The sequence below is a fragment of the Pantoea cypripedii genome, assembly GCF_011395035.1.
Classification (GTDB): domain Bacteria; phylum Pseudomonadota; class Gammaproteobacteria; order Enterobacterales; family Enterobacteriaceae; genus Pantoea; species Pantoea cypripedii_A.
Map to the genome: position 1 here is coordinate 4,287,481 of NZ_CP024768.1, position 21,481 is coordinate 4,308,961.

Here is a 21,481-nt window from a genome sequence, read left to right on the forward strand (position 1 = left end):
AAAATGGCATAGAGCCTGATTTTTTTAACTCCCCTGGAGGGAACATGACACTGATGCGTAGCACCGTAGCCCGAATCCTCGCCGCCACCTTCGCAGTAAGCGCGGTCTCTGCTTTTGCAGCAACCGATCTGACTGGCGCAGGCGGGACGTTCCCGGCACCGGTTTATGCCAAGTGGGCAGCAGAATACCAGCAAGCCACCGGTAGCAAAGTTAACTATCAGGGTATTGGTTCTTCAGGCGGCGTGAAGCAAATCATCGCTAAAACCGTCGATTTCGGTGCGTCAGATGCGCCGATGAAAGATGAAGATCTGCAAAAAAATGGTCTGTTCCAGTTCCCGACCGTAATCGGTGGCGTGGTACTGGCAGTCAACATCCCTGGTATCAAATCTGGTCAGCTGACCCTCGACGGTAAAACCGTGGGTGACATCTACCTGGGTAACATCAAAAAGTGGAACGATCCGGCCATCACTAAGCTGAACCCGGGCGTGAAACTGCCTGACACCAACATCAACGTGGTACGCCGCGCTGATGGTTCCGGTACTTCTTTCGTCTTCACCAGCTACCTGTCTAAAGTGAACGAAGAGTGGAACAGCAAAATCGGTAAAGGTAACACCGTAAACTGGCCGACCGGTCTGGGCGGTAAAGGTAACGACGGCGTGGCTGCATTCGTACAGCGTCTGCCGGGTTCAATTGGCTACGTAGAATATGCGTATGCTAAGCAGAACAACCTGACCTATACCAAACTGATGGATGCTGACGGTAAAGCGGTATCGCCGAGCGAAACCAGCTTCTCTAACGCGGCGAAAGGCGCGAACTGGAGCGAAACCTTTGCTCAGGACCTGACTTTCCAGAAAGGCGCAGATGCATGGCCGATCTCCTCTACCACTTTCATCCTGGTTTACAAAGATCAGGCGAATGCTGATAAAGGTAGCGAAGTGCTGAAGTTCTTTGACTGGGCTTACAAACACGGTGCTAAAACGGCGACCAGCCTGGATTACGCCGCTCTGCCAGACAGCGTAACCGCGCAGATCCGTTCAGCCTGGAAAGCCAACATCAAAGACAGTTCAGGCAAAGCGCTGTTCGAATAACTGATAGACCTGGCCAGCCGTAATGCTGGCCTACCCAATGGGCGGCATGATAATCATGTCGCCCTGTCATTCCCTGAGAACAGAGACTTCTATGGCTGCCACTAAGCCGACGTTTAAAGCCCCTGGCAAACAAGGTGACATGATTTTCGGCGCGCTGGTTAAACTCTCCGCGCTGATTGTGTTGTTGCTGCTGGGTGGCATCATCGTCTCCCTGATTTTCTCCTCCTGGCCCAGCATCCAGAAATTTGGCTTCTCTTTCCTGTGGACCAAAACCTGGGATGCGCCTAATGAGCAATTTGGTGCGCTGGTACCGATTTACGGTACTGTCGTGACCTCTGTGATAGCGTTGATCATCGCCGTTCCGGTGAGCTTCGGTATCGCGCTGTTCCTCACGGAACTGTCGCCGGGCTGGTTGCGTCGTCCGCTTGGTACGGCGATTGAACTGCTGGCGGCCATCCCCAGTATCGTCTACGGCATGTGGGGTCTGTTTATTTTCGCACCGCTGTTTGCGCAATATTTCCAGACGCCAGTGGGCGATATCATGTCGAATATCCCGATCGTTGGCGCGCTGTTTTCCGGCCCGGCGTTTGGTATCGGCATCCTCGCCGCAGGCGTGATTCTGGCCATTATGATCATCCCTTACATTGCTTCGGTGATGCGTGATGTGTTTGAGCAGACGCCGGTGATGATGAAAGAGTCAGCCTATGGTATCGGCTGCACCACTTGGGAAGTGATCTGGCGCATCGTACTGCCGTTCACCAAAAACGGCGTCATCGGTGGCGTGATGCTCGGCCTTGGTCGTGCGCTGGGTGAAACCATGGCGGTCACCTTTATTATCGGTAACACCTACCAGCTCGACAGCGCGTCGCTGTTTATGCCGGGCAACAGCATCACCTCGGCGCTGGCGAACGAATTCGCCGAAGCAGAATCCGGCGTGCACGTGGCGGCACTGATGGAACTGGGGCTGATCCTGTTTGTTATCACCTTTATCGTGCTGGCGATCTCCAAACTGATGATCCTGCGTCTGGCGAAGAGTGAAGGAGCCCGCTCATGACAACGATTGAATTGCAGGCGCGCGCCGAGCTGGAAGCCTCACGTCGTAAAATGCAGGCATGGCGCAGTACCAAAAATAAAATTGCCCTGACGTTATCGCTACTGACGATGGCGTTTGGCCTGTTCTGGCTGATCTGGATTCTGTTCACTACCGTTTCACGTGGTATCGATGGCTTATCCTGGTCGCTGTTTACTGAATCGACCCCGCCGCCCAACACCGCGGGTGGTGGCCTGGCAAACGCCCTGGCCGGTAGTGGTTTACTGATTTTCTGGTCAACCTTCGTCGGTACGCCGCTGGGCATCATGGCGGGTATTTACCTTGCCGAATATGGTCGCAAGCACTGGCTGGCGGAAGTGATTCGTTTTATTAACGACATCCTGTTATCCGCACCGTCGATTGTGGTGGGGCTGTTCGTTTACACCATCGTGGTGGCGCAGATGCAGCACTTCTCCGGTTGGGCAGGTGTGGTAGCGCTGGCGCTGTTGCAGATTCCGATTGTGATCCGCACCACCGAGAACATGCTGCGCCTGGTGCCAGATAGTATGCGTGAGGCGGCTTATGCGCTGGGTACGCCGAAGTGGAAGATGATCTCAGCCATCACTCTGAAGGCGTCAGTCTCCGGCATTATGACCGGTGTGCTGCTGGCGATTGCGCGTATTGCCGGTGAAACCGCACCATTGCTGTTTACTGCGCTGTCGAACCAGTTCTGGAGCACCGACATGATGCAGCCGATCGCTAACCTGCCGGTGACCATCTTTAAATTCGCCATGAGTCCGTTTGCTGAATGGCAGAGTCTGGCGTGGGCAGGTGTGTTGATCATTACCCTGTGCGTACTGCTGCTGAACATCCTGGCGCGTGTAATTTTCGCCAGAAGCAAACACTAATTTCCCGGCGCGGCTTCGGCGGCGCGGTACATGAGAGACGAGCAATGAGTATGGCAACTTCTTCTGCCGGCAAAATTCAGGTGCGCAATCTGAACTTCCATTACGGGAAATTCCACGCGCTGAAAAATATCAATCTGGAGATCGCGAAAAACCAGGTCACCGCTTTTATCGGGCCGTCAGGCTGTGGTAAATCGACCCTGCTGCGTACCTTCAACAAAATGTACTCGCTCTACCCGGAGCAGCGTGCAGAAGGCGAAATTCTGCTGGATGGCGACAATATTCTGGCATCGAGCCAGGACATTGCCCTGCTGCGCGCCCGTGTTGGCATGGTATTCCAGAAGCCGACGCCGTTCCCGATGTCGATTTACGACAATATCGCCTTCGGCGTGCGTTTGTTTGAAAAGCTGTCACGTGCTGATATGGATGAGCGCGTGCAGTGGGCGTTGAGCAAGGCAGCGCTGTGGAATGAAACCAAAGACAAGCTGCATCAGAGTGGTTACAGTCTCTCCGGCGGTCAGCAGCAACGTCTGTGCATTGCGCGCGGCATTGCGATTCGCCCGGAAGTGCTGCTGCTGGATGAGCCTTGTTCCGCGCTGGACCCGATTTCAACCGGTCGTATCGAAGAACTGATCACCGAGCTGAAGCAGGACTACACCGTGGTGATCGTAACCCATAACATGCAGCAGGCGGCGCGTTGTTCCGATCACACCGCGTTTATGTATCTGGGCGAGCTGATTGAATTCAGCGATACCGATACGCTGTTTACCAAGCCAGCGCAGAAACAGACAGAAGACTACATTACCGGTCGTTACGGCTGATTTGACAGGAGACGCACATGGATAATTTAAATCTGAACAAACATATCTCCGGTCAGTTCAACGCGGAGCTGGAACACATTCGCACTCAGGTGATGATCATGGGTGGCATGGTTGAGCAGCAGCTCACCGACGCCATTACCGCGATGCATAACCAGGATGGCGAACTGGCGCAGCGCGTTATCGACGGTGACCAGAAGGTTAATATGATGGAAGTGGAGATTGATGAAGCCTGCGTGCGCATCATCGCCAAACGCCAGCCTACCGCCAGCGACCTGCGCCTGGTGATGGCAATCATCAAGACCATTTCTGAACTGGAACGCATCGGTGACGTGGCGGAAAAAATCAGCCGCACTGCACTGGAGAAATTTGGTCAGCAACATCTGCCGCTGCTGGTGAGCCTGGAATCACTTGGCCATCATACCGTGCAGATGCTGCATGACGTGCTGGATGCGTTTGCCCGCATGGATCTTAATGCGGCGATCCAGATCTACCGTGAAGATAAGAAGGTGGATAAAGAGTACGAGGGCATTGTACGTCAGCTGATGACCTACATGATGGAAGATCCGCGTACCATCCCCAGTGTACTGACCGCCCTGTTCTGCGCCCGCGCCATCGAGCGTATCGGTGACCGTTGCCAGAACATCTGCGAAATCATCTTCTACTTCGTGAAGGGACAGGATTTCCGTCACGTTGGCGGTGACAAGCTGGATGAGCTGTTATCCGGCGACGATGGCACCAACAAACCGTCCTGATAGCCTGATGGCTGCCTGCATGACCGGCAGCCATCTTCATTTCTGATTGGTCTCAGGGCGTTCCGCTCTTTATACTTGGCGCACTTTTTATTACAAGGTGTTGCTGATGTCACCCCTCTCCCCCCAAAAGAAACAGAGCGTAACCCCAGCCAAAGCGATGCTGGCGGCGGTCAGTGGCTATGCTATGGACGGATTCGATCTGCTGATTCTTGGCTTTATGTTACCGGCGATTAGCATATCGCTGGCGCTCGATCCTTCGCAGGCAGGCTCGCTGGTCACCTGGACACTGATTGGGGCCGTGGTGGGCGGTATTGTCTTTGGTCATCTCAGTGACCGCTTTGGCCGCATCCGCATTCTGACCGTCACCATCCTGATGTTTTCGATTTTCACCGGGCTATGCGCGGTGGCGCAGGGCTACTGGGATTTGCTGGCGTACCGTACTCTGGCAGGGATGGGGCTGGGCGGTGAGTTTGGTATCGGTATGGCGCTTATTGCTGAAGCCTGGCCGCAGGAGAAGCGTAATCGCGCCTCTGCCTGGGTGGGTATTGGCTGGCAGCTGGGTGTGTTGCTGGCGGCCTTTATCACGCCGCCGTTGCTGAGCGTTATTGGCTGGCGCGGGATGTTCCTCGTGGGCCTGTTGCCCGCGCTGGTGTCATTTGTGATTCGCCGCAGCATGGGGGAACCGGAAGGGTTTACCCGTCATGTGGCGAAAACCCCGCAATTGTCGTTTGCCGCGCGTATCCGTTTGTTGTTTAGCGACCGGGCCACCAGCAAGGCAAGCCTGGGTATCTTTATCCTCTGCTCGGTACAGAACTTTGGTTATTACGGCCTGATGATTTGGATGCCGAGTTATCTCTCCTCCAGCTTCGGCTTTAGCCTGACCAAATCCGGCCTGTGGACCGCCGTCACTGTGGTGGGAATGACGTTCGGTATCTGGTTGTTTGGCGTACTGGCGGACCGCTTCGCCCGCTGGAAAATCTTCCTGTTGTATCAATTTGGCGCAGTGGTGATGGTGGTGATTTACGCGCAGTTGCGCGATCCCACCGTGATGTTGTTTACCGGTGCGCTAATGGGGATGTTTGTGAATGGCATGATTGGCGGCTACGGTGCGTTGATTTCCGATACTTTCCCACCACAGGCCCGCGCCACGGCGCAGAATGTCTTGTTTAACCTCGGGCGTGGTGTGGGTGGTTTTGGTCCGCTGGTGATTGGTTTACTGGCGGCGAAAATATCATTTGCTGCGGCGATTACGCTGCTGGCGCTGATCTATCTGCTGGATATTGTGGCAACGCTGTTTTTGCTACCGAAGACGCAGGGCAAAGAGGATTCACTGGGCGCAATTGGCTGATAACACACCGTAGCGGCGCGATTTATCGCGCAATGTTTTTGGCGCATGAACCAAAACCCGCGCGATAAATCGCGCCGCTACGGATGAAAGCATTTACACCAGCGCCCAGCCCCGCGCGCGCCATAGCTCCGGCAACTGCGCCATATCATCAAAACGTGTCACCAGCGGGTGATCAAGTTCCGGGTTATGCGCGTCCGCGCAGTAATAAAACACCGGAATGCCAGCAGCTATGCCAGCGCGGGCACCCGCTTCCGAATCATCCACCAGAATGCATTTCTCAATCGGCACCTGCATTTGCTCGGCTGCGTGATACATCAGCTCCGGGTCTGGCTTCCAGTGATTGATGTCATAACCGCTGTAGAGGTGCTCAGCAAAGTACGGCAGCATGCCGGTCAGCCCAAGTGAATGCTGCATTTTCTTCACCGTGCCATTCGATACCACACACATCGGGACTTTAACCTGCTCCACCAGCGCTTTGGCCCCGGCGATGGGTGTCAGCTGCAAGTCAAACAGCCGTGCCACTTCGGCACGATAGGCGGTTTCGACTTCCTCGATGGGTAATTCGGCCTGATGTTCCGCTGCCACATCACGGATGATGTCGTACAGTTTTACCCCTTTGTATTTTTCGAACATCTCCTGTAACGATAGCTCGATACCATAGTGGGCAAAGGTGTTGACGTAAGATTGCGTACAGATCACCTCGCTGTCGACCAGCGTGCCGTCACAATCAAAAAAAATACATTCAACTGACATCACACATCATCCTTTTGGTAAACAATGAGCTGTCACTCTAACCCACTGCGCGCGTCGAGCAAACGCTTGCGAAAAATCAGTGTGCTGGGCGGGTAAAATCTATAGGATACGCGCGTTAAATTTTTCAGCAGGATAATGCTATGAACAAGCAGGGTCTGTTGCAGCGCATTTTTAAGTTGCAGGAACACGGTACTACCGTGCGCACGGAAGTGATCGCCGGTTTCACCACCTTTCTGACGATGGTGTACATCGTCTTTGTTAACCCGCAGATTCTTGGTGCCGCGGGGATGAACACCCAGGCGGTGTTTGTCACCACCTGTCTGATTGCTGCATTTGGCAGCATCCTGATGGGGCTGGTGGCCAATCTGCCGGTAGCCCTGGCACCGGCGATGGGACTGAATGCTTTCTTTGCCTTTGTCGTGGTCGGCGCGATGGGGGATTCGTGGCAAATCGGTATGGGGGCAATCTTCTGGGGCGCGCTGGGGTTATTGATCCTTACGTTGTTGCGCGTGCGTTACTGGATGATCGCTAACATCCCGCTTAGCCTGCGCGTGGGCATCACGGCCGGTATCGGGCTGTTTATCGCGATGATGGGGCTGAAAAATGCCGGCATCATCGTGCCGAATGCCGACACGCTGGTCACCGTGGGTAACCTGACCTCACATAGCGTGCTGTTGGGCGCGCTCGGCTTCTTTATCATCGCCATTCTGGCTTCACGTAATATCCATGCGGCGGTGCTGGTGTCGATTGTGGTGACCACTGTGATTGGCCTGCTGCTCGGCGATGTGAAGTTTACCGGCGTGTTCGCCACACCGCCGTCTGTTGGCTCCGTGGTGGGTCAGGTCGATATCAAAGGTGCGCTGAATATCGGAATGGCCGGGGTTATTTTCTCCTTCATGCTGGTCAACCTGTTTGACTCCTCAGGCACGCTGATTGGCGTAACCGACAAAGCCGGGCTGACCGATGAAAAAGGAACCTTCCCGCGTATGAAGCAGGCGCTGTTTGTTGACAGCATTAGCTCAGTAGCCGGGTCGCTGATTGGCACTTCATCGGTTACCGCCTATATCGAAAGTTCTTCAGGCGTGGCAATTGGTGGCCGCACCGGGCTGATGGCGGTGATCACCGGTATCCTGTTCCTGCTGGTGATGTTTCTGTCACCGCTGGCGGCGATGGTGCCCTCCTACGCGGCTGCAGGCGCTTTAATCTATGTCGGCGTGTTGATGACAGCCTCGCTGTCGCGTGTGCGCTGGGACGATCTCACCGAAGCCGTTCCGGCGTTTGTCACGGCGGTGATGATGCCGTTCAGTTTCTCGATTACGGAAGGTATCGCGCTGGGCTTTATTGCTTACTGCGTGATGAAACTGGGCACAGGGCGCTGGCGGGAAATCAGTCCTTGTGTGGTGGTGGTCGCGCTGCTGTTTGTACTGAAAATCGTGTTTGTAGACGCCCATTAACAGCAAACAGGCCGCATAAGCGGCCTGTTTTGTTATGGGTGACCCATTTCCTGCGGTGTGGTGCGTTCGCTCGGTAAACTGGTCAGACGCAAGGTGCGTGGGCCGATGTTCGGTTTACTCATCTCCACATCGCGCAGCGGTTGCCATTGATAGTCGCCATTAATTTCCCACAACCGAAGTCGTTCCGTACCCGGAGACAAAGCGCATGACCAAACCAGCGTCGGTTCGGCATCGCACACCGCCTGAATATCCGGGAACACACTGGAGCGCAAACGGCCAGCAGCGGGATGCAGCCGCAGTGAATCGATACCGCTTTCTGCTTCGCCGGTGAGTTTGAGGATGCTCTGGCGTAACGTCCAGATCTGCGTCACCGCTTCCATAAAATCCTGCTGCGCATTAATCCAGGCTTTTTCCCCGGAGGAGAGGTCCTGGGTCAGGGCATCCTGTGTCTGGCGGCTGTGGGCGCGCACAATTTCCATATCCAGCCCGGCCCGGCCCCCTTCTTCAGCCAGCAGTACACCCACCATATTCCCGGCATAAGCGATGCTGAAATCGGGCAGGGCGGAATCGGCAAAACAGGGCCGACCGCTGCTGGTGGTAACAAGCAACGGCAGTTCATTGATACCGTAAACACGCAACATCAGCTGCGCCAGCAGCTCACGCGCGGCAAGAAAGCGACCACGACGCTTATCGGGCAGACGTTGCGCGCTATTAATTACATCCTGTGGAACCCGCATTGTCTCAGAGGAGAGGGGCGGGTTACCCATCCATCGAACAAAATGACTAGCCATCTGTCGCTCCGTGAAAATGGTCGGATAATCATCACCCCTATTGTAAGAATTTTCTCATGTCTTTGCATCCGGCATTACATGGAATCCCTGAATTTCGGATAACACCGAACATCATGACAATGTGCTGAGGCCGCGCCAGTAGCCATATCCTCCGAAGTGTTTGCTGATAAATGCCTGATTAGATGCTGAATGGGTCGATGTAGTGTAGGATTTGGGCGAAAGAAAAAGCGGGCTGATGAGAAAATTATTATTGTCGGATTTCAGCCGTGCTTCATCGCAGAATCATGCACGTCGGAGTTTTTATGTCAGTTACTTCATCTCACCAGGAATCGATTTCACTCGATGACTTTCGTTATGGCATGCGCCGCCTTGCCTCGGGCGTTTCACTGGTTACCACGCAATCAGCAGATGAGAAGTTCGGGCTGATTGCTTCATCGGTCAGTTCACTGGCAGCAGAACCGCCCAGCCTACTGGTTTGTATCAACCAAAGCTCCTCCAGCCATGCGGGTTTTTTGCAAGCGGGCTATTTTGCTGTCAACGTGCTGCGCGAACAGCATGCCGATCTTTGCGCCCAGTTCAGTCAGCCAGCGCGTCGCGCCGAGCGCTTCCAGCACGGTGACTGGCAAACCCTGACCACGGGCGCGCCGGTACTGGCGGATGCGCTGGTGAGTTTTGATTGTCAGCTGGAAAAAGTGGTGGATTGGCATACACATAGCGTGTTGCTGGCGCGGATTGTGGGCATTAATTTGCCGGGCGAAGCGGCAGAACCGATGGTCTACTTCAACAGCGGCTTTCATTCGCTGGGATAAGCGTGCAGAGAAGAGGATGAAAAGGCGTCGCGCCCCAGGGGCCGACGCTTTTTAATGACTCAGGCAAACTTACAGACGTCGTCAAAACCGAGGCGCGGCAGACGCGGATGCAGCTTGCTCGCTTCGCCATAACCAAGGTTGATCAGCAAATTAACCTGCCATTTGCTGTTGCTGAAGAAAGCTTCATTGATTTTGGCCGGATCGAAACCCGACATCGGGCCAGCATCCAGCCCCAATGAGCGTGCCGCCAGGATCAGGTAACCCGCCTGCAAACTGCTGTTGCGAAATGCAGTCTCTTTAACCAGCTCTGGATTGCTGGTGAACCAGCTACGTGCATCACCGTGCGGAAACAGCTTAGGCAGATTTTCATAGAACTCTGCATCGGAGGCGACGATGACCGTTACCGGAGCCGCCATGGTTTTTTCCAGGTTGCCGGAAGAGAGTGCGGGTTTCAGCTTTTCTTTCCCTTCCTGGGAAGTGACAAACACAAAGCGGCCCGGCGAGCAGTTGGCAGAAGTCGGACCGAGTGCAGTCAGGGCATAGAGCTGCTGTATCAGGTCCTGCGAAATCGGTTTGTTTTGCCAGTAGCTATGGGTGCGGGCTTCATTGAACAGCGCATTCAGGGCGAGGCTGTCGAGCGGTGTACTCATGTTTCTCTCCTTTTCAGGCATCAAATTGAGCCTAATGTTTAGCATGAATAGAGGAATGACCGGGATCCGGTGGTGCGCTTTGCGCAACCAGTGGGATCGTTATACTGCAAAGACAGGGGGGAGCCAAATAACAAAGCAGCATCGCCGGTTGTTTTGTTTGCTGAGAAAGATAAGTGGATAACGGCAGAAGAATGGCTTTATCGGGTGAAAGAAACCCGCGGGCGCGGGTCTCCCGTCAGATTACTTCCCAATACAAAAACTGGAGAAAATCCGCCCCAGCAGGTCATCCGAGGTGAACTCACCGGTAATTTCGCTCAGGGCCTGCTGCGCCAGACGCAGTTCCTCAGCCAGCAGTTCACCGGCCCAGGCACCCAGCAGTTGATCTTTGCCCTGTTGCAGGTGAGTCGCCGCTAACTCCAGCGCCTGCAAATGGCGACGGCGGGCGAGGAAGCCACCTTCCATATTGCCGCTGAAGCCCATGGTCTGTTTCAGATGATCGCGCAATGTATCGACGCCTTCACCGGTCCGGGCAGACAGGCGAATAAGCGAGTGACCATTCACTTCGGACAGACCGAGGGTTTCGCCCGTCATGTCGGCTTTGTTGCGTACCACAGTGATCGGCAGTTCAGCAGGCAGGCGTGATACGAAATCGGGCCAGATGGCGGCAGCTTCCGTGGCATCGGTGGTGGTGCCATCCACCATAAACAGCACACGATCGGCCTGTTCAATCTCCTGCCACGCCCGTTCAATACCAATGCGTTCAACTTCGTCGCTGGCATCGCGCAAACCGGCGGTGTCGATGATATGCAGCGGCATGCCGTCGATATGAATATGTTCGCGTAGCACGTCGCGCGTTGTGCCAGCGATATCGGTGACGATAGCGGCTTCGCGTCCGGCTAATGCATTAAGAAGACTGGATTTTCCGGCGTTGGGACGGCCAGCAATCACCACTTTCATCCCTTCACGCAGCAGGCTGCCCTGGCGCGCTTCGGCCCGCACGCCATTCAGGTCGCCGATCACCGCATTGAGCTGTGCTTCAATTTTGCCGTCAGAAAGGAAATCGATCTCTTCATCCGGAAAATCGATGGCCGCTTCCACATAGATACGCAGGTAAGTGAGTGCTTCCACAAGGGCGTTAATACGCACGGAAAATGCGCCCTGTAACGAATTCACCGCCGAGCGTGCTGCCTGCTCGGAACTGGCGTCGATCAGGTCAGCGATGGCTTCTGCCTGGGCCAGATCGAGTTTGTCGTTCAGAAAAGCGCGTTCGGAGAACTCACCCGGCTGAGCAATGCGCACGCCTGGCAACGCCACAATGCGCTTCAGAAGCAGGTCAAGAATCACCGGGCCGCCGTGGCCCTGCAACTCCAGCACGTCTTCACCGGTAAAAGAATTGGGGCCTGGGAACCACAGCGCAATACCCTGATCCAGCACGCTGCCATCGGCATCGGTAAACGGCAGATAGTCGGCATAGCGCGGTTTCGGCAGTTTACCCAGCACGGATTGCGCGATGTCGGCCGCTTTTGCTCCGGAGATACGCAGAATGCCGACGCCGCCACGGCCGGGTGGCGTTGCCTGGGCGACGATGGTATCGCTATGGCTCATGATTCACCTCTTTACCCGTCATACTTCAAGCTGCAGATTCGTTGGCGGCGTTCATTCACCCCGGTCGCTTACTACAGTAAGCTCCGGGGGATTCATTCTCTTGCCGCCTTCCTGCAACTCGAATTATTTAGGGTAATAATCAAAAAAACAGGGCGACATAAATGCCGCCCCGATGTTTACGTCCTTGCTCTCAGGAGCTGGGCGTTACGCTTTCTTCTTGTCGCGGCTATGCAGACCACGTTTTTCCAGGCCGCGATAAATCAGCTGCTGCTGGAGGATGGTCACCAGGTTGCTGACGATGTAGTACAGCACCAGACCTGACGGGAACCACAGGAAGAACACGGTAAAAATAACCGGCATGTAAGTCATGATCTTCTGTTGCATCGGATCGGTCACGGTGGTCGGTGACATCTTCTGAATGAAGAACATGGTGATACCCATGATAACCGGCAGGATGTAGTACGGGTCCTGCGCGGACAAGTCATGAATCCACAGAATAAACGGCGCGTGACGCAGTTCAACCGAGCCAGACAGCATGTAGTACAGGGCAAGGAAGATTGGCATCTGAATCACCAGCGGCAGACAGCCGCCGAGCGGGTTCACTTTCTCCGCTTTGTACAGCGCCATCATCTCCTGGCTCATCTTCTGCTTATCATCGCCCAGACGCTCACGCATCGCCTGAATCTTCGGCTGCAGCATGCGCATCTTCGCCATCGAAGTGTACTGCGCTTTGGTCAGCGGGTACATGATGCCACGAACGATGAAGGTGATAACGATGATGGAGAAGCCCCAGTTACCGATAAAGCTGTGGATGAACTTCAGCAGTTTGAACAGCGGCTGCGAAATGAACCACAACCAACCGTAATCCACGGTCAGATCCAGGTGAGGCGCGATAGCCGCCATCTGGTCCTGAATTTCCGGGCCAACCCACAGCGTCGCGCCAAGATTCTGCTGCGCGCCAGGTGCAACGGTTACCGGTGCTGATTTATAACCGATTGCGGCAACGCCGTTACCCAGGTTGCTGGTGTACAGGGTGTTGGTGCCTTCGGTACGCGGTACCCATGCAGTCGCAAAGTACTGTTGCAGCATCGCCACCCAGCCATTGCTGGTGGTGGTGTTCAGGTTCTCATTATCCGCGATGGTGTCGAATTTATATTTTTCGTATTTCGCATCGCTGGTTGAGTACGCTGCACCACGGAAGGTATGCAGAGCAAAGTTGTTGCTGCCGGTATCGCGGTGCTTCGGCACGTCGATGGTCTGTTTCAGCTGACCAAACATCGCCACTTCCAGCGGTTGTTCGCTGGTGTTGTTGATGTTGTAGTCAACATTCACGGCAAATTCACCGCGTTTGAACACGAAGGTTTTGGTGTAAACCACACCGTTTTCGCCAGTCCAGGTGAGCGGTACGCGCAGCTCAGTCTGGCCTTCCGCCATCTCGAAGTGATCCTGAGTGGTGGTGAAAAGCGGACGCGCGCCATTGTTCGGATTATCCGGACCGTTACGGCCGGTTAAGCCGCTCTGCGCCTGATAGATGAACGCTGGGGTGGTTTCAAGCAGCTGGAACGGTGCATCCGAACCCAGTTTGTCCGGGTAAGTCAGCAGTGAAGCCTGCTCGATGTCGCCACCGCGGGTGTTGATGTTCAATGACAGGACATCGGTCTTAACGGTGATCGTTTTGCCCTGGCCGCTGCCGGGAACGCCGGAAGAGGCGGCATCACCCGCTGTGCTGTTGGTGGTCTGCGTGGTCTGGGTTTGCTGTGGCTGCGGAGCGTGGTCCGTCTGCCAGGCTTGCCAGATCATAAAAGACACGAACAGAAAAGCGATGAGAAAGAGATTGCGTTGCGAATCCATCGTTAATGTTCTCTGGTATCAAAGGTTTTTGGCGGCACAGGATCGTCGCCACCCGGGTTCAAAGGGTGGCATTTTAATACGCGTTTAATCGTCAACCAACTACCTTTTATGACGCCAAAGCGACGCAGTGCCTCAATTCCATACTGCGAGCATGAGGGATTGAACCGGCAATGAGGTCCCAGCAGTGGGCTGATGGCGCGTTGATACACGCGTATCAGGGCGATCAGGAGCCGCGAGCCAGGCGACAGTGACGACGCCATAATTTCTCCAACGCTTCCGCCAGCGCACGATTATCCAGGTCAGCAACCCCTTTTTTAGCCACGACCACAAAATCCATCGCAGGCAGTTCATGCTGGCGCAGACGAAAGCTTTCCCGGGTCAATCGCTTGATCCGGTTACGTTCATGGGCGCGTTTTACATGCTTTTTGGCGACGGTGAGACCGATGCGGGGATGCCCCAGCGAATTAAGGCGGCCGAGGATGGTGATTTGCGGCGTGCCAGCCCTTTGTGGCTGCTGGAAGACGAAAGTGAAATGAGTGGGAGTTAACAAACGTAACTCCCTGGGAAATGCGAGCTTAACCACGAGGGTTAGCTTTTATTACTTAGAAACGGTCAGACGAGAACGGCCTTTAGCACGACGACGTGCCAGAACCTGACGACCATTTTTTGTAGCCATACGTGCACGGAAGCCGTGAGAACGGTTGCGCTTCAGTACGGACGGTTGAAAAGTGCGTTTCATGGCGGTTTCTACCTAAACTTGAAAATTTTCACTGGGTGACGCGTATTCGGGCCAGTAAAACGACCGACGCCTCAATGTGTCTTTAATAAAGAGGCGGGATTGTAATAATTGTACAGTCCAGAGTCAATTTACTTCGCTGGTCGCGGTACCAGGAAAACCCGGATACAGCCCGCTGTTTCCGGGCATTGGGCTAAACGCGACAACGCCGGGGTGGAGAATTATACGGGCTATACGGCAAAGCGCAAGGATCGCGCAGGATCTTCTTGCGATCGGTAAGTGGATTTTTTGCACAGAAAACGAGACGCCGCCAGAAAATTTGCAGCTTTCATCCGGATCCCCGCTCGCTTTTCCGCCAGAAGGCGTAAACTCTTTAGCGCGCCAGTACCCTGTGGATAAATTGGATCAAAACTGTGTAGAAAGGGAAGATCTCTGTGCCGCTTTGCGCTATGATCCGCCCTTCCGCTGACGATCCGCACTGCGATCGACGGGGAGACTACCGCGGATAGCGGTCGCGGGCGCTTTCTGATCGCCTGTGTCAAAAAACGAACGTTTCTTTTATTAGCGCCTAAAATTCTTATCGATTTTGTACGAGTGGAGTCCGCCGTGTCACTTACGCTTTGGCAACAGTGTCTTGCCCGTTTGCAGGATGAGCTTCCTGCCACCGAATTCAGCATGTGGATTCGTCCGCTGCAGGCTGAATTAAACGACAATACGCTGGCCTTGTATGCACCAAATCGGTTTGTACTCGACTGGGTTCGGGATAAATATCTCAACAGTATCAATGGGCTGCTGAATGAATTCTGCGGAGCGGATGTGCCGTTGCTGCGTTTTGAGGTGGGTACGCGTCCGGTCGCGCAGGTCGCGACCAGCCAGCCTGCGATGGCCAGCGTCAGCGCGCCGGCTCCGGCACAAAACCGTCCGGCTCCGGCGCAAACCCTGCGTCCCAGCTGGGATTCGGTGCCTGCTCCGGCCGATGTGACTTACCGTTCCAACGTGAATAACCGCCATAACTTTGACAACTTTGTCGAAGGTAAATCTAACCAGCTGGCGCGCGCGGCGGCACGTCAGGTGGCAGACAATCCGGGTGGTGCTTACAATCCGCTGTTCCTTTATGGTGGCACCGGTCTGGGCAAAACCCACCTGTTACACGCGGTCGGCAATGGCATCATGGCGCGTAAGCCCAATGCCAAAGTGGTCTATATGCATTCCGAGCGTTTTGTGCAGGATATGGTGAAAGCCCTGCAAAACAACGCCATTGAAGAGTTCAAACGCTATTACCGTTCCGTCGATGCCCTGCTGATCGATGATATCCAGTTCTTTGCCAATAAAGAGCGCTCGCAGGAGGAGTTTTTCCACACCTTCAATGCGCTGCTGGAAGGTAATCAACAGATCATCCTGACCTCGGATCGCTATCCGAAAGAGATCAACGGGGTAGAGGATCGTCTCAAGTCACGCTTTGGCTGGGGACTGACGGTGGCGATCGAGCCGCCGGAGCTGGAAACGCGTGTAGCCATCCTGATGAAGAAAGCCGATGAAAACGACATCCGCCTGCCGGGTGAAGTGGCGTTCTTTATTGCCAAGCGTCTGCGTTCCAACGTTCGTGAGCTGGAAGGCGCGCTGAACCGCGTGATTGCCAACGCCAACTTTACCGGTCGCGCCATTACCATCGACTTCGTTCGCGAAGCGCTGCGCGATCTGCTGGCGTTGCAGGAAAAGCTGGTCACCATCGACAATATTCAGAAGACGGTGGCGGAGTACTACAAAATTAAAGTGGCTGATCTGCTTTCCAAGCGCCGTTCGCGCTCGGTAGCGCGTCCGCGCCAGATGGCGATGGCGATGGCGAAAGAGCTGACCAACCATAGCCTGCCGGAAATTGGTGATGCGTTTGGTGGCCGTGACCATACCACCGTGCTACACGCCTGCCGTAAAATCGAGCAGTTGCGTGAAGAGAGCCACGACATCAAAGAAGATTTCTCTAACCTCATTCGAACTTTATCTTCCTGACGCTATGAAATTTATTGTTGAACGTGAGCAGTTGCTGAAACCGCTGCAACAGGTCAGCGGCCCGCTCGGTGGGCGTCCGACGCTGCCGATCCTCGGAAATTTACTGCTGCAGGTCAATGACGGCACTTTGTTGCTGACCGGCACCGATCTGGAAATGGAGATGGTGGCACGCGTTACGTTAACGCAGCCGCATGAACCCGGCGCAACCACCGTTCCGGCGCGCAAATTCCTCGATATTTGCCGTGGATTACCGGATGGCGCTGAAATCAGCCTGACCCTGGAAGGCGACAGAATGCTGGTGCGTTCTGGGCGTAGCCGTTTTTCGCTTTCCACGCTGCCTGCCAGTGACTTCCCGAATCTGGATGACTGGCAGAGCGAGGTGGAGTTCACCTTGCCACAGGCCACGCTGAAACGCCTGATTGAAGCGACACAGTTTTCGATGGCGCATCAGGATGTGCGTTACTACCTCAACGGCATGTTGTTCGAAACCGAAGGGGAAGAACTGCGTACCGTGGCGACCGACGGCCACCGTCTGGCGGTTTGCTCGATGCCGATAGGCCAGGCGTTGCCTGACCATTCGGTGATCGTACCGCGTAAAGGGGTGATTGAGCTGGTTCGCCTGCTCGACGGCGGCGAAACTCCGTTGCAGGTACAGATTGGCAGCAGCAATATCCGTGCGCATGTCGGCGACTTTATCTTTACATCGAAGCTGGTTGATGGCCGTTTCCCGGATTATCGCCGCGTATTGCCGAAGAATCCTGACAAAGCGCTGGAAGCCGGTTGCGATCTCCTGAAGCAGGCGTTTGCCCGTGCGGCAATCCTGTCAAACGAGAAGTTCCGCGGTGTTCGTATCTATATCACCGAAAATCAGCTGAAGATCACCGCCAATAACCCGGAACAGGAAGAGGCGGAAGAGATGCTGGATGTCAGCTACAACGGCAGCGAACTGGAGATCGGTTTCAACGTCAGTTACGTGCTGGATGTGCTGAATGCGCTGAAGTGCGAAAACGTCCGCCTGTTGCTGACCGATTCCGTCTCCAGCGTACAAATTGAAGATGTCGCCAGTCCAGCAGCGGCCTACGTCGTCATGCCAATGAGGTTGTAGACAATATCGGCCTGGCTTACTTGCCATTCTGGTCCCGGGCAGTGCTCGTCCCTGGTCACATACTTTAGTATGCTCCCAGGGCCTGCGCGCTGGCCGTAACCAGACTGACTGCGACGCCGACGGCCTGGTAAAGCAAAGTTAGCTAAACCCTCTTCTTGTCCTTCAAAGCTGGATTGATTGATGGCTTTAACCCGCCTCCTGATTAAAGATTTTCGCAACATTGAGCAGGCCGATCTGACCTTAGCGCCAGGATTTAACTTCCTCGTCGGTGCCAACGGCAGTGGCAAAACCAGCGTGCTGGAGGCCATTTATACCCTGGGCCATGGTCGTGCTTTTCGCAGCCTGCAAGCCGGACGGGTGATTCGTCACGATCAGGACGCCTTTGTGCTGCATGGCCGTATCGAGGGCAGCGAACGTGAACTGGCGGTGGGACTGACGAAGAATCGCGCCGGGGAAAGCAAGGTGCGCATTGATGGCAGCGACGGCCATAAAGTGGCCGAACTGGCGCAATTGCTGCCGATGCAGTTAATCACCCCGGAGGGGTTTACTTTGCTCAACGGCGGCCCCAAATACCGTAGAGCCTATATCGACTGGGGCTGTTTTCATGCTGCCCCCGGTTTTTTCAATGCCTGGAGCAATCTGCGCCGTTTGCTCAAGCAGCGTAACGCCGCACTGCGTCAGGTCACGCGTTACAGCCAGATCCGCCCGTGGGATCAGGAACTGGTGCCGCTGGCGGAGCAAATCAGCGCCTGGCGCGCTGAATACAGCTCAGCGATCTCCAGTGAAATCACCGCCACCTGCGCCCAGTTTTTGCCGGAATTTGAACTGGCGTTTTCCTTCCAGCGTGGCTGGGACAAGGAAAGCGACTACGGCGAATTGCTGGAACGCAATTTCGAGCGCGATCGCGCGCTGACATACACCGCCAGCGGCCCGCACAAAGCGGATTTCCGCATTCGTGCCGAAGGGACGCCGGTGGAAGATTTACTCTCACGCGGCCAGTTAAAACTGCTGATGTGTGCGCTGCGCCTGGCGCAGGGGGAATACCTGACGCGCAGTAGCGGACGTCGTTGCCTGTACCTGATTGATGACTTTGCTTCAGAGCTGGATGACGTGCGTCGCCGCCTGTTAGCGGAGCGTTTAAAAGCCACTCAGGCTCAGGTCTTCGTCAGTGCCATTGGTGTCGAGCATGTAATCGACATGAGTGACGAAAAGGGCAAGATGTTCCGCGTGGAACAGGGTAAAATAGCAGTTCAACCTGAAGATTAAATGAGCGAGAAACGTTGATGTCGAATTCTTATGACTCCTCAAGTATCAAAGTTCTGAAAGGGCTTGATGCGGTACGCAAACGCCCTGGCATGTATATCGGCGATACGGATGACGGCACCGGTCTGCATCACATGGTATTCGAGGTCGTGGATAACGCCATTGACGAAGCGCTCGCCGGTTATTGTAGTGACATCGTGGTGACCATTCATGCCGATAACTCAGTATCGGTACAGGATGATGGTCGTGGTATCCCGACGGGCATTCACCCGGAAGAGGGCGTATCGGCGGCTGAAGTTATCATGACGGTACTGCACGCGGGCGGTAAGTTCGACGATAACTCCTATAAAGTTTCCGGTGGTCTGCACGGCGTAGGTGTTTCCGTGGTTAACGCCCTGTCGCAGAAACTGGAACTGACCATTCGTCGCGATGGCAAAGTGCACCAGCAAACCTACGTTCACGGCGTGCCGCAGGCACCGCTGGCCGTGGTCGGTGACACTGATGCGACCGGCACGCGCGTGCGTTTCTGGCCGAGCCATGAAACCTTCACCAATGTGACGGAATTTGAGTACGAGATCCTGGCAAAACGCCTGCGTGAGCTGTCGTTCCTCAATTCTGGCGTGTCGATCCGCCTGGAAGACAAGCGCGATGACAAAAACGACCATTACCACTACGAAGGTGGTATCAAGGCGTTTGTTGAGTACCTCAACCGCAATAAAAACCCCATTCACCCGAACGTGTTCTACTTCTCCACTGAGAAGGACGGCATTGGTGTGGAAGTGGCGTTGCAGTGGAATGATGGTTTCCAGGAAAATATCTACTGCTTCACCAACAACATTCCGCAGCGTGATGGCGGTACTCACCTTGCGGGCTTCCGTGCGGCGATGACGCGTACCCTGAATGCCTATATGGACAAAGAAGGTTACAGCAAAAAGGCCAAAGTCAGCGCCACCGGCGATGACGCGCGCGAAGGTTTGATCGCTGTGGTTTCGGTAAAAGTGCCGGATCCGAAATTCTCCTCGCAGACCAAAGACAAGCTGGTTTCTTCAGAAGTGAAATCGGCGGTTGAACAGCAGATGAACGAACTGCTGGCTGAGTATCTGCTGGAAAACCCGTCTGACGCGAAAATCGTCGTCGGTAAAATTATTGATGCGGCGCGTGCGCGTGAAGCGGCACGTCGTGCCCGTGAAATGACCCGCCGTAAAGGCGCGCTGGATCTGGCTGGCCTGCCAGGCAAACTGGCGGATTGTCAGGAACGCGACCCGGCGCTGTCCGAAATCTACCTGGTGGAGGGTGACTCCGCAGGCGGTTCAGCCAAACAGGGCCGCAACCGTAAAAATCAGGCGATTCTGCCGCTGAAAGGTAAAATCCTTAACGTTGAGAAAGCGCGTTTCGACAAGATGCTTTCCTCGCAGGAAGTTGCCACACTGATTACCGCGCTGGGCTGCGGCATTGGCCGTGACGAATACAACCCGGATAAACTGCGTTATCACAGCATCATCATCATGACCGATGCGGACGTCGACGGCTCGCACATTCGTACCCTGCTGTTGACCTTCTTCTATCGTCAGATGCCGGAAATCGTGGAACGTGGTCATGTCTACATTGCTCAGCCGCCGCTGTATAAAGTGAAGAAAGGCAAGCAGGAGCAGTACATCAAAGACGATGAAGCGATGGATCAGTATCAAATCGCTATCGCTCTGGATGGCGCGACCCTGCACACCAACGCCAGCGCCCCGGCGCTGGGTGGCGAGCCGCTGGAAAATCTGGTGGCGAGCTTCAACAGCACGCAGCGCATGATCAAACGTATGGAGCGCCGCTATCCGCTCGCGCTGCTGCGTAGCCTGATTTACCACCCAACCCTGAGCGATCTCAGCGATGAAGCCGCGGTGAAAGGCTGGCTGGATGGGCTGGTGGCGTACCTGACCGAGCGCGAAGCGCACGGCAGCACCTACGTGTCGCAGGTGCGCGCTAACCGTGAACAGAACCTGTTCGAGCCGGTGCTGCGTGTCCGTACCCACGGTGTGGATACCGATTACCCGCTGGACAGCGAATTCATCGCTGGTCCGGAATACCGCAAAATCTGCGATCTTGGCGATAAACTGCGCGGGCTGATCGAGGAAGATGCCTTTATCGAACGTGGTGAGCGTCGTCAGCCGGTGACCAGTTTCGAACAGGCGATTGAATGGCTGGTGAAAGAGTCGCGTCGTGGTCTGTCGGTACAGCGTTACAAAGGTCTGGGCGAGATGAACCCGGAGCAGCTGTGGGAAACCACCATGGACCCGGACAGCCGCCGTATGCTGCGCGTCACTATCAAAGACGCCATCGCTGCCGACCAGCTGTTCACTACGCTGATGGGCGATGCGGTTGAACCGCGCCGCGCCTTCATCGAAGAGAACGCGTTGAAAGCGGCCAATATCGATATCTGATGTGCCAAAACCCTTCCCAGCCGGGAAGGGTTTTTTGTTTCTGCCTCCGTTGTTACCCGCCTGACATTTCCCTTTTTGCTTAAA

General features: G+C 55.0%; 20 protein-coding genes. 12 read left to right on the forward strand and 8 right to left on the reverse strand.

The features are described from left to right. Positions 1-44: 44 nt before the first annotated feature. From pstS to CUN67_RS20085, 6 genes are all read left to right on the forward strand, one after another. The gene (gene pstS / locus CUN67_RS20060; RefSeq protein WP_208716980.1) at positions 45-1,088 is read left to right on the forward strand and encodes a phosphate ABC transporter substrate-binding protein PstS; all 1,044 of its coding nucleotides are present in this window, start codon (positions 45-47) and stop codon (positions 1,086-1,088) included. A 91-nt stretch (positions 1,089-1,179) separates the two neighbouring features. Beyond that, complete coding sequence (gene pstC, locus CUN67_RS20065; protein ID WP_208716981.1) at positions 1,180-2,142, forward strand: phosphate ABC transporter permease PstC; 963 nt, start codon at positions 1,180-1,182, stop codon at positions 2,140-2,142. Beyond that, entirely contained in the window at positions 2,139-3,026 is an 888-nt protein-coding gene (gene pstA, locus CUN67_RS20070) for a phosphate ABC transporter permease PstA (RefSeq protein ID WP_208716982.1), read from the forward strand. The genes pstC and pstA overlap by 4 nt, the downstream gene beginning before the upstream one ends. Positions 3,027-3,070: 44 nt before the next feature. Further along, entirely contained in the window at positions 3,071-3,844 is a 774-nt protein-coding gene (gene pstB / locus CUN67_RS20075; RefSeq protein ID WP_208716983.1) for a phosphate ABC transporter ATP-binding protein PstB, read from the forward strand. A 17-nt stretch (positions 3,845-3,861) separates the two neighbouring features. After that, entirely contained in the window at positions 3,862-4,596 is a 735-nt protein-coding gene (phoU, locus tag CUN67_RS20080; protein ID WP_208716984.1) for a phosphate signaling complex protein PhoU, read from the forward strand. Between the two features lie 106 nt (positions 4,597-4,702). Then, entirely contained in the window at positions 4,703-5,944 is a 1,242-nt protein-coding gene (locus CUN67_RS20085) for an MFS transporter (RefSeq protein ID WP_208716985.1), read from the forward strand. 93 nt (positions 5,945-6,037) lie between these two features. Here CUN67_RS20085 and yieH read toward each other — a convergent pair whose 3' ends face one another. Then, complete coding sequence (gene yieH / locus CUN67_RS20090) at positions 6,038-6,697, reverse strand: 6-phosphogluconate phosphatase (protein ID WP_208716986.1); 660 nt, start codon at positions 6,695-6,697, stop codon at positions 6,038-6,040. Positions 6,698-6,837: 140 nt separating this feature from the next. On the opposite strand from yieH, the gene CUN67_RS20095 reads away from it, so the two are divergent. Then, a complete protein-coding gene (locus CUN67_RS20095; protein WP_208716987.1) occupies positions 6,838-8,151 on the forward strand; it encodes an NCS2 family permease in 1,314 nt (437 codons plus the stop codon). 32 nt (positions 8,152-8,183) lie between these two features. Here the strand turns inward: CUN67_RS20095 and CUN67_RS20100 are convergent, their stop codons facing one another. Further along, positions 8,184-8,942 carry a 4'-phosphopantetheinyl transferase family protein gene (locus CUN67_RS20100; protein WP_208716988.1) on the reverse strand — a complete coding sequence of 253 codons (759 nt, stop codon included), beginning with the start codon at positions 8,940-8,942 and terminating at the stop codon, positions 8,184-8,186. A 302-nt stretch (positions 8,943-9,244) separates the two neighbouring features. On the opposite strand from CUN67_RS20100, the gene CUN67_RS20105 reads away from it, so the two are divergent. Further along, the gene (locus CUN67_RS20105; RefSeq protein WP_208716989.1) at positions 9,245-9,751 is read left to right on the forward strand and encodes a flavin reductase family protein; all 507 of its coding nucleotides are present in this window, start codon (positions 9,245-9,247) and stop codon (positions 9,749-9,751) included. Positions 9,752-9,810: 59 nt separating this feature from the next. On the opposite strand, the gene CUN67_RS20110 is transcribed toward CUN67_RS20105, so the two are convergent. From CUN67_RS20110 to rpmH, 6 genes are all read right to left on the reverse strand, one after another. Continuing rightward, positions 9,811-10,401 carry a malonic semialdehyde reductase gene (locus CUN67_RS20110; RefSeq protein ID WP_208716990.1) on the reverse strand — a complete coding sequence of 197 codons (591 nt, stop codon included), beginning with the start codon at positions 10,399-10,401 and terminating at the stop codon, positions 9,811-9,813. A gap of 240 nt (positions 10,402-10,641) precedes the next feature. Continuing rightward, the gene (gene mnmE / locus CUN67_RS20115; RefSeq protein ID WP_208716991.1) at positions 10,642-12,006 is read right to left on the reverse strand and encodes a tRNA uridine-5-carboxymethylaminomethyl(34) synthesis GTPase MnmE; all 1,365 of its coding nucleotides are present in this window, start codon (positions 12,004-12,006) and stop codon (positions 10,642-10,644) included. A gap of 204 nt (positions 12,007-12,210) precedes the next feature. Beyond that, positions 12,211-13,857: a membrane protein insertase YidC gene (yidC, locus tag CUN67_RS20120; protein WP_208716992.1), complete on the reverse strand. Its 1,647-nt coding sequence runs from the start codon at positions 13,855-13,857 to the stop codon at positions 12,211-12,213. 2 nt (positions 13,858-13,859) lie between these two features. Next, entirely contained in the window at positions 13,860-14,117 is a 258-nt protein-coding gene (gene yidD, locus CUN67_RS20125) for a membrane protein insertion efficiency factor YidD (RefSeq protein ID WP_084878154.1), read from the reverse strand. Further along, the gene (gene rnpA / locus CUN67_RS20130) at positions 14,081-14,440 is read right to left on the reverse strand and encodes a ribonuclease P protein component (RefSeq protein ID WP_036625704.1); all 360 of its coding nucleotides are present in this window, start codon (positions 14,438-14,440) and stop codon (positions 14,081-14,083) included. The genes yidD and rnpA overlap by 37 nt, the downstream gene beginning before the upstream one ends. A 15-nt stretch (positions 14,441-14,455) precedes the next feature. Next, on the reverse strand, positions 14,456-14,596 hold the full coding sequence (gene rpmH, locus CUN67_RS20135) for a 50S ribosomal protein L34 (RefSeq protein ID WP_003849659.1): 141 nt from the start codon (positions 14,594-14,596) through the stop codon (positions 14,456-14,458). A gap of 603 nt (positions 14,597-15,199) precedes the next feature. Between rpmH and dnaA the strand changes: the two genes are divergently transcribed. The 4 genes from dnaA (at position 15,200) to gyrB (ending at position 21,397) form a co-directional block, all read left to right on the forward strand. Next, complete coding sequence (gene dnaA / locus CUN67_RS20140) at positions 15,200-16,600, forward strand: chromosomal replication initiator protein DnaA (RefSeq protein ID WP_084878156.1); 1,401 nt, start codon at positions 15,200-15,202, stop codon at positions 16,598-16,600. Between the two features lie 4 nt (positions 16,601-16,604). After that, entirely contained in the window at positions 16,605-17,705 is a 1,101-nt protein-coding gene (gene dnaN, locus CUN67_RS20145) for a DNA polymerase III subunit beta (RefSeq protein WP_208716993.1), read from the forward strand. Between the two features lie 180 nt (positions 17,706-17,885). Then, positions 17,886-18,971, forward strand: a complete 1,086-nt coding sequence (gene recF / locus CUN67_RS20150; protein WP_208716994.1) for a DNA replication/repair protein RecF — start codon at positions 17,886-17,888, stop codon at positions 18,969-18,971. Positions 18,972-18,988: 17 nt separating this feature from the next. Beyond that, on the forward strand, positions 18,989-21,397 hold the full coding sequence (gyrB, locus tag CUN67_RS20155; protein ID WP_208716995.1) for a DNA topoisomerase (ATP-hydrolyzing) subunit B: 2,409 nt from the start codon (positions 18,989-18,991) through the stop codon (positions 21,395-21,397). Positions 21,398-21,481 lie beyond the last annotated feature (84 nt).